General features: G+C 61.1%; 11 protein-coding genes. 8 read left to right on the plus strand and 3 right to left on the minus strand.

The features are described 5' to 3' along the window. Positions 1 to 23 precede the first annotated feature (23 nt). Genes GDN47_RS23250 through atzF form a run of 6 tightly spaced genes read left to right on the plus strand, consistent with a single transcriptional unit; the run spans position 24 to position 6,440 of the window. Entirely contained in the window at positions 24 to 1,187 is a 1,164-nt protein-coding gene (locus GDN47_RS23250; RefSeq protein ID WP_152094342.1) for an ABC transporter ATP-binding protein, read from the plus strand. Positions 1,188 to 1,201: 14 nt separating this feature from the next. After that, positions 1,202 to 2,683, plus strand: coding sequence for an FGGY-family carbohydrate kinase (locus tag GDN47_RS23255; RefSeq protein ID WP_152094343.1), 1,482 nt, complete (start codon positions 1,202 to 1,204; stop codon positions 2,681 to 2,683). A gap of 2 nt (positions 2,684 to 2,685) precedes the next feature. Then, positions 2,686 to 3,297 carry an HAD family hydrolase gene (locus tag GDN47_RS23260; RefSeq protein ID WP_113352275.1) on the plus strand — a complete coding sequence of 204 codons (612 nt, stop codon included), beginning with the start codon at positions 2,686 to 2,688 and terminating at the stop codon, positions 3,295 to 3,297. Beyond that, entirely contained in the window at positions 3,294 to 3,965 is a 672-nt protein-coding gene (locus GDN47_RS23265; protein WP_113352274.1) for a cysteine hydrolase family protein, read from the plus strand. Before GDN47_RS23260 ends, GDN47_RS23265 begins: the two co-directional genes overlap by 4 nt. Continuing rightward, complete coding sequence (locus GDN47_RS23270; RefSeq protein WP_152094344.1) at positions 3,958 to 4,590, plus strand: cysteine hydrolase family protein; 633 nt, start codon at positions 3,958 to 3,960, stop codon at positions 4,588 to 4,590. The genes GDN47_RS23265 and GDN47_RS23270 overlap by 8 nt, the downstream gene beginning before the upstream one ends. 11 nt (positions 4,591 to 4,601) lie before the next feature. Next, positions 4,602 to 6,440, plus strand: a complete 1,839-nt coding sequence (gene atzF, locus GDN47_RS23275; RefSeq protein WP_113390726.1) for an allophanate hydrolase — start codon at positions 4,602 to 4,604, stop codon at positions 6,438 to 6,440. A 134-nt stretch (positions 6,441 to 6,574) separates the two neighbouring features. Here atzF and GDN47_RS23280 read toward each other — a convergent pair whose 3' ends face one another. The 3 genes from GDN47_RS23280 to GDN47_RS23290 all read right to left on the minus strand — a co-directional run bounded on the left by GDN47_RS23280 (position 6,575) and on the right by GDN47_RS23290 (position 9,782). Then, positions 6,575 to 7,381 carry a carbohydrate ABC transporter permease gene (locus tag GDN47_RS23280; protein WP_152094404.1) on the minus strand — a complete coding sequence of 269 codons (807 nt, stop codon included), beginning with the start codon at positions 7,379 to 7,381 and terminating at the stop codon, positions 6,575 to 6,577. Positions 7,382 to 7,392: 11 nt separating this feature from the next. Then, positions 7,393 to 8,337: a carbohydrate ABC transporter permease gene (locus GDN47_RS23285; RefSeq protein ID WP_113390744.1), complete on the minus strand. Its 945-nt coding sequence runs from the start codon at positions 8,335 to 8,337 to the stop codon at positions 7,393 to 7,395. Between the two features lie 170 nt (positions 8,338 to 8,507). Beyond that, complete coding sequence (locus tag GDN47_RS23290) at positions 8,508 to 9,782, minus strand: ABC transporter substrate-binding protein (RefSeq protein ID WP_371865530.1); 1,275 nt, start codon at positions 9,780 to 9,782, stop codon at positions 8,508 to 8,510. Between the two features lie 249 nt (positions 9,783 to 10,031). On the opposite strand from GDN47_RS23290, the gene GDN47_RS23295 reads away from it, so the two are divergent. Together GDN47_RS23295 and GDN47_RS23300 are read left to right on the plus strand one after the other, a co-directional pair. Beyond that, positions 10,032 to 11,495 (plus strand): SidA/IucD/PvdA family monooxygenase, encoded by a 1,464-nt coding sequence (locus tag GDN47_RS23295; protein WP_233790072.1) that lies wholly within the window; start codon positions 10,032 to 10,034, stop codon positions 11,493 to 11,495. Next, the gene (locus GDN47_RS23300; RefSeq protein WP_152094346.1) at positions 11,492 to 12,517 is read left to right on the plus strand and encodes a questin oxidase family protein; all 1,026 of its coding nucleotides are present in this window, start codon (positions 11,492 to 11,494) and stop codon (positions 12,515 to 12,517) included. The genes GDN47_RS23295 and GDN47_RS23300 overlap by 4 nt, the downstream gene beginning before the upstream one ends. The last annotated feature ends 410 nt before the right edge of the window (positions 12,518 to 12,927 follow it).

The following is a 12,927-nucleotide window of genomic DNA, read 5'->3' on the forward strand; positions in this document are numbered from 1 at the left end:
AGCCGCATCATATCGGAGAGAGCATGGCATCCATCGTCTTTGAGGGAGTGGAAAAGCGTTATCCGGACGGATATGCGGCAATCCAGCACCTCGATCTCACCATCGAGGATGGTGAGTTTCTGGTTCTAGTCGGCCCAAGCGGCTGTGGTAAGTCGACCGCGCTGCGAATGATTGCGGGTCTCGAGGATATCACTTCGGGTCGCCTGTTGGTTGGCGATACGCTCGCCAACGGCCTTGCGCCCCGTGACCGCGACATCGCGATGGTCTTTCAATCCTACGCGCTTTATCCGCATATGACCGTTGCCGAGAATATCGGCTTCGGCCTTTCCGTGCGCGGCGTCGACAAGACGGAAATCGATCGCAAGGTCAGGGAAACGGCCAAGCTTCTCGAACTCGACGCCTATCTCGGCCGCAAGCCGGGGCAGCTTTCCGGCGGTCAGCGACAGCGCGTGGCGATGGGCCGGGCGCTGGTGCGCGCGCCCAAGGCGTTTCTGATGGACGAACCTTTGAGCAATCTCGACGCACGGCTGCGCGGCCAGATGCGGGCCGAAATCGCCCGGCTGCAGAAGTTGAGCGGCATTACCACCGTCTATGTCACGCATGACCAGATCGAGGCGATGACCATGGGTGACCGCGTCGCCGTGATGCGCGCCGGCGTTTTGCAGCAGCTCGGCACGCCGCGCGCGCTTTACGACACGCCCGCCAATCTCTTCGTTGCCGGTTTCATCGGCACGCCGTCGATGAACTTCCTGAAAGCCACGCTGGCGGGCAGTGAGGGCGGTCTGGCTGCTGCCGCCGGAGGGTTCACTCTGCCGGTGCCAGAGCCTGTCATTGCCGCGCGTCCGGCGCTTGCGCGTCATGTCGGCAAGGAGATCATTGTCGGCGTTCGGGCCGAGGCGTTGAGCACCGCGGATGCTGTTGATCCGAGTTTCGGGCGCATGGAAGGAACGGTTGCCTTCATGGAGGATTTCGGCGCCACGAAACTTATCCATCTCGAGATTGGCGGGGCCGGCAAGCTGGAGGAGGTGACGGCGGAGGCAGACGAAGTTTCGCTTTCCGGCCCTCGATTGCGTGCCTCCGTGCCGGCAACACTTCCGCTTTGCGTTGGCGAGACGATCGCCCTGTCGGTCAACCCGGCAGAACTGCATTTCTTCGACGCAGCGACTGAAAACGCGATCCGCGATTGAAAGGTTCTTTCGCCATGCCCGTGTTCATCGGCATCGATATCGGGACGACCTCGACGATCGCGGTAGCGATGTCGGAAACCGGAAAACCGTTGGCCTCGGCCTCGCGCCCCTCGCATTTGTCCTCGCCGCATCCCGGTTTTGCCGAGGCCGACCCTGGGCAATGGTGGGCGAACACGCAGGTCGTGGTGCGGGACATGATCACGCGCTTGCCTGAGGGATGCGAACTCGCCGGCGTCTGCGTCACCGGAATGTTGCCGGCTGTGGTGCTGCTCGATCGCCAGCGCCGCGTCCTGCGTGCGAGCATCCAGCAGAGCGATGCGCGTTGCGGGGCGGAAGTCGAAGCCATGAAAGCGGCGTTGGACGAGGCGCGCTTCCTCAGCCGCACCGGCCAGGGCCTGACCCAGCAATTGGTCGCCCCGAAACTGCAATGGCTCAAGGCGCATGAGCCGGATGTCTATGGCCGGATCGCCCATGTCCTCGGCTCCTATGATTTCATCAACATGCACCTGACCGGGCGCCTGACGGTCGAGCGCAACTGGGCGCTCGAAGCGGGATTCATCGATCTTGACGATCACCGGATTGCGGACGACCTCGTGGTGCTGTCGGGACTTCGCCCCGGCGCCCTGCCGGAGCTCGTCGCATCGCATGAGGTCATCGGCGCGGTGACGGCAGACGCGGCGCAACTGACCGGCCTGCCGGAAGGCCTGCCCGTCTTCGGCGGAGCCGCCGACCATATCGCCTCCGCGCTAGCGGCTGGCCTGACGCAGGCCGGCGATGTCCTCCTCAAATTTGGTGGGGCAGGCGATATCATCGCCATTGCCGGCAGGCCGGAGCCAGATCGTCAACTTTTTCTGGATTACCATCTCGTCCCCGGCCTTTATGCGCCGAACGGCTGCATGGCCTCCTCCGGCTCGCTTCTCAGATGGCTTGCCGCCCTCATCGGTGGCTCGGAAGGTGACGATGTTTTAAAGCAGCTCGACCAGGAAGCGGCGGCCGTGCCTGCCGGCGCGGACGGCGTGCGTGCACTGCCTTATTTTCTCGGCGAGAAGACGCCGATACATGACCCGCTGGCGCGCGGTACGTTCACCGGCCTCAGTCTCGGTCATACGCGCGGCCATATATGGCGCGCGGCGTTGGAGGCGATTGCCTGCGGCTTCCGCCATCATCTCGATGTTCTTTCGGAAACGGGGCGCCCGGCAACACGGCTGATCGCCTCCGACGGGGGAAGCCGAAGCCGTATCTGGATGCAGATCGTCGCCGATATCTGCGGCCAGCCGATCCATGTCTTGTCGGATGCCTTCGGCTCGTCGATTGGTGCGGCCTGGGTGACGGCGGCCGGATCAGGCGTGGCGGCATGGGAGGATGTCGCGGCCTCCGTGCGTTTTGGCGCGGTGCTGCAGCCTTCGCCCGAAGGTGTCGCCGCCGGCGACCGGATCTATGCCGACTACCGCGATCTCTACCGGTCGCTGAAACCCTTCTTCGCGCGTGGAGACTAGCCATGATCAAGGCAATCGCCTGGGATGTCGACGGGACGCTGATCGACAGCGAACCGGTTCACCACAAGGCGCTAATGGCCGTTTCGGAGCGCTATGGCGTCAACATTGCTGCCGATGATACGCGTTTCATCGGGGTGGCGATGAGCGATGTCTGGACGACGCTCGCACCGCTCTATCCGCTGGGACTTGGCCCGGAGACTTGGATCGCCGAGATTGTCGAAGCCTATATTGAGCGGACCGCCGAATTGCAACCGATTGCTGGCGCGCGGGAGACGGTGCTTGCGCTAGCCGAGTCCGGGCTTGTTCAATGCGCGGTTTCCAATTCGTCTCGCCGCATCGTCGAGGCCAATCTTAAGGCTATGGGGCTCGACCGCGCGATGGCCTTTGCGATCGGGCGCGAGGATGTAGTGCACGGCAAGCCCGATCCCGAGCCCTATCGGCTTGCCAGCGGGCGTCTTGGCCTTGATGCTTCGCACATGCTGGCCGTCGAGGATAGCGTCGTGGGCGCGGCCTCGGCGCGGGCGGCGGGCATGCCGGTGCTGCGCTATGGCGCGGATTTCACCGACTTCGCGGCGATCCTCGACCTGGTTGAGGAGCGGAGGCTTCGCGCATGATGAATTTCTGGCCCTGTAATCCGCCTGAACGCGCCGCAAAGGCGGCGCTCGTCGTGATTGACATGCAGGTCGATTTCTGCGCGCCGGGCGGGTGGGTCGATCAGTTGGGCGAGGATGTCAACAATACGCGCTCCATCATCCCGGCCGTTGCCGAGGCCCTGACAATCGCGCGGGCCGCGGGCCTAGCCGTCTTCCACACCCGAGAGGGCCATAAGCCGGACCTGTCGGATCTACCGGCCAACAAGCAATGGCGCACCCGCATCCATGGGCTCGGCATCGGCGATGAAGGTGCTTCCGGGCGCATCCTCGTGCGCGGCGAACCCGGCTTCGAAATCGTTCCCGAGCTTGCGCCGCTCGCTGGCGAAATGGTGATCGACAAGCCGGGCAAGTCGGGTTTCCACGCGACCGATTTCGATGCGCGGCTGACGGCTCTAGGCATCACCCATCTCATCGTCATCGGCGTCACCTCCGATTGCTGTGTGCAATCGACCTTCAGAGACGGCTTCGAGCGCGGTTATGAATGCGTCATTCTCGAAGACTGCACGGCAGCGGTCGAAACGGCAAATCACGAAGCGACGATGGATATCTTGAAAGCCTTCGGCGGCCGCTGGGGGACAGTGTCCGATCTCGCGAGCTTCCGCGCCGCCGTGGAGGCGCTTCATGGCTGACAACTTCCCCGGCGTTGCCGCCGCCCCGTATTCCTGGCCCTTCGACGGGCAATGGAGCGCTGCCGACAGCGCGCTTCTCATCCTGGGGTTCCAGAACGGTACGATCGCCGCACTCGGTGCGGAGCCGGAGGCTGCTGTTGCGGCAAAGCTGATCGCATGCGCCCGGGAAGCCGGCCTGCCGGTGATTGCGAGCCGGCGCGGCCGCAGCGAGACGCTTTCCCCGGCTGCTGCCCGGCGCGCCGCCATGGGCGATCCCGTCTTTGCGCCCGGGACGTCGGAATGGCAGCTTTCCGACATGCTCGGCCTGCAGGTGGAGGCTTTGATCTTCGACCATCCGGGCGACAATGCCTTCTATTCGACTGGGCTCGAAGCCTGGTTGCAGCGGCGCGGCATCCGCAATCTGGTGCTGGCGGGTGTTCCAACCGAGGGCCTGCTGCACGCGACCCAACGTGCTGCCAATGACATGGGCTTCGAATGCATCGCCGTTTCCGATGCGTGCAAGGGAACGACGGATGCACGTCATGCCGGGCAATTGCGCATCACCGTCTTCGGCAACGGGCTTTTTGGCACCGTGACGTGCTCGGATCAACTGCTCTCGGCGCTGAGGGCGCCCATCCCGACCTGAAGAGGATCGACATGTCTGATTTTCACTGGCCGGCCGAGACCGGCAGCCTCGACTTCCATACGCTGACAGCTGCCTATGCGTCCGGTCAACTCAAGCCTTCCACGGTCGTCAACGCCATCTATGACCGGATCGAGGCGCGGGGTGACGACCATGTATGGATCTATCTTGTCTCCCGCGCCGACGCACTGAGAGCGGCAGAGGAATTGGAGAATGCCGGCTATGACGGCCGTCCTCTCTGGGGGATTCCTTTTTCGATCAAGGATTGCAACGACGTTATCGGCCTGCCGACGACGAATGCGCTGAAAGAGGGGACCTATATAGCCGAAAGCACCGGTCAGGCCGTGACGCGCCTTTTCGACAATGGCGCGATCCTGATCGGCAAGACCAACATGGACCAGTTCGGCATCGGCCTTGTCGGCATGCGTACGCCGTATGGTGCGTGTTCGTCGGTGTTCAACGATGATTATATTTCCGGTGGTTCCAGTTCCGGTTCTGGTGTTTCCGTGGCGGCAGGGCTTTCCAGCTTCTCGATCGCCAATGACGCCGCCGGCTCCGGCCGCGTGCCGGCGGGCTTCAACAATATCGTCGGGATCAAGCCGACGCCGGGCATTGTCAGCAATGCCTGCGTATCGGGCGGCGGCTGCGTGAAGACGATCGAGACCGTGTCCGTCTTCGCGCTGACGGTGGAGGATGGCATGGCGGTCATGCGCGTCATCACCGGCTACGATCCGACCTATCCCTTTTCCAAGCCCGAGGCCGATCATGTCGCGCTCGACATGCGGCCGGCCCCGCCGAAGTTCCGCTTCGGCATTCCTGCCGGCGCGGCGCTTCGCTTCTTCGGCGATAGCGAGGCGGAGCGGCTGTTCCAGGAAGCCGTCAAGCGGCTGGATGCCATGGGTGGCGTGGCGGTCGAGGTCGATTTCGCCGCATTCGAGGAAACCCAGCGTATTCTCTACGAAGGCCCGTGGATTTCGGAGCGTGCGCTCAGCCTCGATAAGGTGCTGGCCCAGCATGGCGACGCGATCCATCCGGTCACAAAGACGATTCTCGAAAACAGCGGGCAATATTCATCCGTTGATACATTCCGCGCCATTCACCGCATCGCCGAGTTGAAATGCGCGACACGCCCAATCTGGGATGACATCGAAGTGCTTCTGGTGCCGACGACGCCGACGATCTATCGCAAAAGCGAGATTCTCGCCGATCCGATCGCGCTCAACGCGCGCCTCGGTATCTATACCAATTTCGTCAATCTGATGGGGCTTTGCGGGATCGCCGTGCCGAACGGTTTCCGCGTCGACGGGTTGCCCTCGGGTGTCACCTTCCTCGCTCCCGGCATGGCTGAAGCGAAAGCGGCGGCGATCGCGGCTGAATTCCATCATCGCGCCGGCATCGGGCTCGGCATGAACCTCAATCCCTATCCGGCCTATGGCGCCCCAACGGAAATTCCGGCCGGTCACCGCGAGATTGCCGTTGTCGGCGCACATCTGTCCGGCATGCCGCTCAATCATGAACTGACGGAGCGCGGCGGCGTATTCCGTGGCCATACCCGCACGACAGGCGATTATCGGCTTTATGCGCTCACCGGCACGACACCGGCCAAGCCCGGTCTCGTTCGCGATCCGAACGCCAAGGGGCCGGGCATCGAGGTCGAGATCTGGTCACTGCCGCTCGCAGGCTTTGCCGATTTCATCGAGCGCATTCCGCAACCGCTGGGGATCGGTAAGGTCGCGCTCGAGAGCGGTCGCCAGGTATCCGGATTCCTTTGCGAGACCGTGGCGCTGAACGGCGCGATCGACATTACCGCGCATGCCGGCTGGAAGAATTATCTGGCTTCGAAAGCGGCTTGAGAAAGGTGCTCGCGGGGAGCGTTTCCGTTAAAACCGGAAGCATATGAAGCGCTCCGGACGTTTTGTTTGTCTTGCTCGAAATGCCAAAAGGCCCCGCGAGATGCCCACCTTTTTAATCGTCGGAGTTTGTCCGCTCAGTTGATGCCTTTGGTCAGTCCCTGCACGAAATAGCGGTTGAGGACGAGGACGATGAGCACGATTGGCACGGTCGAGAAATGCGCCAACGCCCCCAGCGTCCCCCAGGTGATATCCTTTGTGCCGTAGGCCGAAAGTAACGCCACCGAGATCGGCTTGGAATCGAGCCGTGTCAGGAACATGGCGAAGAGGAAGTCGTTCCACGAGAAGAGCACGCAAAAGAGTGCGGAGGCGATGATGCCGGAACGCACCGCGGGCAAAGATACTTTCCAGAAGGCGCTGAACTGCCGGCAGCCATCCGTCAGCGCCGCTTCTTCCAGCTCCTGCGGCAGGCCACGGAAATAGGAATACATCATCCAGCTCACGAAGGCGGTGTTAAGCACGCAATTGATGAGGACGACGCTGAACAAGCTGCCGATAAGGCCGATATCGCGCATCAGCAGATAGAACGGGATAAGCGCCGCGACAGCGGGGACCATGCGGATCGTCATGAAGAAATAAGCAACGCCCATGGCGGCAGGATGTCTCGAGCGGGCGAGCGCATAGCCGGCAGGAACGCCGAGTATCAGCGAAAACAGCATCGAGCCGCCTGCAATCAAGAGGCTGGAAGCGATGAGGCTGCCGACATCGAAGATTCGCAGCGCATTGCGGAACTGGTCCAGCGTCGGCGTGAAGAAGAGATGCGGCGGAATGGAGAAGATCGCGTTCGACGGTTTGTAGGCGGTCATGGCGAGCCACAGGAAGGGCAGCAGGAAGAAGACGAGGGTCAGCAGCAGGAAGCCGCGTCGTGCCGTGTCAAAGACCATGGAGCGTCGCGTCATCGGCCGTTGGCCTTCTTGTCGAAATGGCGGATCATGAGGATGAAGCAGGTGGCGATGATCGCCACACAGAGAAGCGCGATGTTGGAAATCGCCGACGCCTTGCCGATATTGAAGAAGCTCAGGCCCTCCTTCACCGCATAGACCATGAGCATGTTGGTCGAATTGCCCGGTCCGCCACCGGTCGTCACGAACACGCTGTCAAAGACGCGGAAGGCGTCGATGGTGCGCAGCGTCAGCGCCAGCATGACGGCTGGCAGCATGAGCGGCAAGGTGATGGAACGGAAGGTGCGCCAGGCGGTTGCTCCGTCGACGGCGGCGGCCTCCAGGAGGTCGCCGGGCAGCGCCTTTAGGCCGGCCAGCAGAATGAGCGCGACGAGCGGCGTCCATTCCCAGATGTCGATGAAGATGAGCGTGGCCAGCGCGGTCGACGGCGTGGCGAAGAGGCCGCGCGGATCGGTGATACCCCACTGGGCAAGATAATAGCCGACCATGCCGTAGTCGGCGAGCAGCAAGCCCTTGAAGATGAGACCGACGACCAGCGGCGTGATGGTGACGGGAACAAGGATCAATGTCAGGCAGACGCGATTAAACCGGTCGTCGCGCCAGAGCGCCAGCGCGATGACAAAGCCGAAGATGAGTTCGATGGCGACGGAAAAGACGGTGAAGATCACCGTATTGGCGATGGCGCCGCGAAAATCGGCGTCTGCCAGCAGGTTGAAGTAATTGTCGATGCCGACGAAATGCGTCCGCGCCGGTTTCAGCAGATTGTATTCGTATAGGCTGTACCACATGCCTTTTACGAGCGGGAAGACGCCGAGCGCGATCACATAGGCGACGGCGGGGAGCGCCATGGCAAGCAGGAACAATTTTCGCCGCGTGGCAAAAGGGACAGGCGAGAAGCCCGTGGCCGCCTTGCTTTCAACGGAGCTGGTCAGGTTCATCGCGTAATTCGTCATCACCGAATGGCCGTTTGCTTCGCGTTTCGATCTGAGAGGAAAACGGGCCGGCGTGCAAACGGAATCTTGCTTTCAGCGTACCGTTGAAGCTCGCGCGACCAGCGCCCTCGAAAATGAAAGGCCGCGTCACGGTCTTTCGTGAAGCGGGCCTGTTCTTAGAACAGCTTGGCGGCTGCTTCCTGCGCCGCGTCAAGCGCGGCCTTGGGCTCGACCGTACCAACGAGGACGGAGTTGACTGCCGTGCCCAGGATGTCCTGGATTTCCGGATACTCCGGAATGCGCGGGCGATAGTCGCCGTCGCCGTTCTCGAAGACTTCGTTGAGGACAGGCAGGAATGGATACTTGGCGTTCAGCTCCTTGTCGGTAACCGTGCTCTTGCGGATGTAGCTGCCCGCACCGAGCATATTCATCTCCTTCTGGATCTTCGGACTGATGACCCATTTGATGAAGGTCCAGGCGGCTTCTTTCTGCTTGTCCTTCGCATCGGCGTTGATGGCCATGCCCCAGCCGCCGATTCCGTAGATCTTCGGTAAACCCTTACCGCGCGGAGCAAGCGCGACATCGACCTTGCCGACCACCTTCGACGTCTTCGGATCGTAATAGCCGGGCGCGCCGACAGACCAAGTCTGCATCGTGGCGGCAATCCCTTGGCGGAAGCTTTCCTCGCGGCCGCCCCAGTCATAGTCGGCGGCACCGGGAGGAGCTGCCTTCTTGAAGAGATCGCGATAAACAGTCAGGCTCTTGATATTGGCTTCGGAATTGAGCGCGGGCTTGCCGTCCTTGTCGAGGATGGCGCCGCCCATTTCGGCGTTATATTGCATCCAGTCCTGAGCGACCGCCGGGCCTTTCTGGCCGTTGGCGACAAAGCCGTACTGCTTCTTGGCCGGGTCGGTCAGCTTATAGGCGGCGGCAACCAGATCTTCCATCGTTTCCGGCGCCTTCAGGCCGGCGGCATCGAAGAGATCCTTGCGATAGGCGAGAACGTTGGCATAGCCGGCAAAGGGGTAGGCGACCTGCTTGCCTTTGTAGTTGCCGAGCGCTTCCATGAGCTTGGGATAGATGTCGGCGGTATCGAGCTCCTTGGCATCGCGCTTCATCAGGTCGTTGAGATCAATCGTATAGCCATTGGCGGCGAACTGCCCTGCCCAGACGATGTCCATGGTGATCAGGTCATAGCCGGCGGTGTGGCCCACGAAATCGGCGGTCGTCTTCGTCAGCAGAGAGCCGTAATCCATGATGTCGACCTTGATCTCTGCGCCGGTCGCTTCCTTGAACTCGGGCGCGATCTGCGCCAGCACGGCCGAAAACTGGTCGTTCATGGATGCCAGATTGAGAGTGATGCCGGCCAGCGGCTTGTCGGCGGCCTGCGCCATGCCCGCTGTCAGGGCAAGGATGCAAACGGTAGCAAATTTCTGAAAATTCCCCTTCATGAATGTCATTAGTGTTCTCCTTTTCATGATTGATTGCCACTATACATCAAACAAAAACGCACTCAAGTACACTTGACAAAAAAGCAATAACGGCCTGAATATAACAAAATTGAACAATATCGCTCATTTTTTGCTTGATGATTGTGCAATATGCCTCGTTTTTGCGCATCGGCCGGCTTGCTTAAGAGACTGCGGTCATGCCGGACTTGGCGCGAGGCCGTGTCAAAGAAAAAAATGTCAGGATCGAACATGAATGGGGGTCTCAGCATATCGCGACTTGAAACGCTAGAAAAACGGCTCGTCGCCGAGATGGAGGCCACGGAAGCGCTCGGGCGGGTCTGGGCTCCAGCACCGGAGCCAGGACCTGCTTGTATCTCGCGCTATAATGTCGTGATCTGTGGGGCCGGCATGTCGGGGCTCGCTATCGCCTTTGGCCTGAAACGGCGTGGGGTTGCGGGTGTTCAGGTGATCGACAAGGCCGGGAAGGGGCGGGAAGGGCCTTGGATCGGCTGCGCGCGCATGAAGACGCTGCGCTCGCCGAAATATCTCGCGGGGCCGGATTTTGGCCTGCCGTCGCTGACGCCGCGCGCCTGGTACGAAGCCGTCCATGGCACAGACGCCTATGAAAGCCTCGACAAGATGTCACGGCAAGACTGGATGGCCTATCTCGGCTGGTATCGTGCGGTGACGGAGCCTGATGTGGCCAACGGCACGAGCCTTGCCGGTATCTCGCAAGTCGGCGGCTGGTTGCGGCTTGCGCTCGAAGCGGACGGTGAAACGCGACAGATCGAATGCCATCGGCTTGTGCTGGCGACCGGTATTGATGGCGGCGGCGCGCCCATGATCCCCGATTTCGTTCGTACCTTGCCCAAGTCGTACTGGACCCATAGTGCCGAGATCGCAGACGACAGCCATCTCAAGGATCGAGATGTCGCCATTCTGGGTTCGGCGACCTCCAGCTTCGACTGGGCGGTGACGGCTTTGGAAAAGGGTGCGAAAAGCGTGGCGATGATCGGCCGCTCGCGCAATTTCGGCCGGACGGAAGTGTTGGCCTGGACCAATTTTCCGGGCTTCCTCGGTCATTTCGGCGATCTGTCGGATCTGCAAAAATGGCGCTATATGCGGCTATACAATGGCTTCAAGATCCCGCCGACACAGGATCAGTTCGACCGTGTCGTGTCCGATCCGCGCTTCACGATGGCGCTGGGCCACAAGGTGCAGTCCGTGACATTGGATGCCGCGCGGGTTGTGATCGAAAGCGACAGCGGCATGTTCAGCGCCGATCATCTCCTGCTTGGAACCGGTTATACGATCGATTTCAACCAGCGCGCGGAATTGAAGAGCATTGCGCCGCATGTTGCTTTCTGGTCCGATCGTTTCACGCCGCCGGATGGCGAGGCATCGGCCGAGATCGCGGCCCATCCCTATCTCGGGCGCGGCTTCGAACTCACGCCGAAGAATGCGGCGACCCATGGCTGGCTGTCGCACATCCATTTGTTTAATTGTTCAGCCATTGCTAGCCTAGGCCCGATCAGTAACGGTGTGACTGGCATGAAATACGGTCTGCCGCGCATCGTCGATGCGGTTGTGGGTGGTCTCTTTCACGAGGCGGCCGACGATTTTCTCCGTGACCTTGCGGCCTATCGGGAGCATCATTTCGATCCGCGCGGCTATGATGGAGACCTTGAAGGCATGAAGGAAGTGTCATCATGACAATCATACCTACGTTTCCGCTCGACAAGGTTCTGGAAAGGGCTCGGCGTGACAGCGTGGAATTTCCCTATCTGCTCGCCAATCACGTTCCAATGGTCCTCGTGGCGCTCGATCGCATGGGCGCGACCCCTGAGCGTCTCGACGAATGGTACGAGATTTATCGCGTGGCAAACCAGCTCGTTCCCGCGCCGCCAACCGTGGCCCCGATCGAGCGTGAGCATTGGGACGTGGCGCTCGGTGACCGGACGCGGGAATCAGATTATCGCGCCTATTTCGTCGCGGAAGTCGAACGGCTCGGGACCGATGCCGCGATCCGCCATTATTTGCCTCGGCTTATCCAGGGTGTGGCCGGCAGTGCGCTGCACCCGCTGATGCGGCTGGCTTACGCGGTGCTCAACAGCGACCCAGCGGAAGTGGGAACGGCGCTCGGATACTGGGCAACCTGTTATCTGCCCTTGCCCGATCCGACTGGGATAAAACCGGACACGGACGATCCGGCAGCGATTCTCGCTGCTATGAATGATGTTGCCGGCGCACACGACTATGTGCCTGAAACCGATCTTCTCTGGCACAATATACGCGAAGTCGCCGCCTTGCCGGACTTTCCGCCGGTGATCGATCGCTTGCGCATTGATGAAGCGACACCGAAACGCATGGCGGAGACGGCCCTGGCCCTATTCGCCGCGACCATGGATTTCTCGGCGCTCCACGCCGTTACCGGCTTGCATTGGGCTCGGTTGGTCGCGCCGCATCTGGATGCTCCGCTGCCGCTCTACCGTGCCTTTTGGCAGGTGATTGCCACACTCGTTCCGAAGATCGGCTTCCCGGTGCTTCCGACCGCCGAAGCCCTTCAGGTGATGCGTGAGATGCAGGTGCCGGACTGGCCGGAGATAAGGGCCGCCGCGGTGGCCTCTAACGACGAACACGACGTTAGCCTGGTCTTTTCGGCGTTGCAGGAACACCTGGCCTGGGGTGATCCTCTTTATCGAGTCGTGGCGGCGCGCCGCGTCCGGCTGATCTAGAGGTTGGCGTGCTGAGTTTCAGCTCAATTTGAGCCACTTTTTCATTTCGCGTTGTACCAACTGAGTGCAATTATGGTGTTGATCGAAAACATTTTCTTGCGGTGTGGGCGGATCCGTCCAGAATAAAAAAGTGAATTAAATTCGTGCGATAATCAACAGACGGAGTATTAGTCGCTGTCAAAACGGACCGTGCAGGTCTTTGACGCCGAGGCCGGGCATAGTGGAAACCATCAAAGGGCTCGGCGTAATGGACCACGCCGCTGCGTTCCTCGTCGAACACCTGCCAGATCGTTCGATCTCTCTGCTCGGGGTAGCGGTGTGCCTCGGCATAGGCAAGGCTACGACGCATCGGCAACCCCTCTTCGCTTCCAGCATATGGAACGGCTTGATAAGCCGACGAGCCCGTCGAA

The sequence above is a fragment of the Martinezella dioscoreae genome (assembly GCF_009176305.1).
Lineage (GTDB): Bacteria > Pseudomonadota > Alphaproteobacteria > Rhizobiales > Rhizobiaceae > Rhizobium > Rhizobium dioscoreae.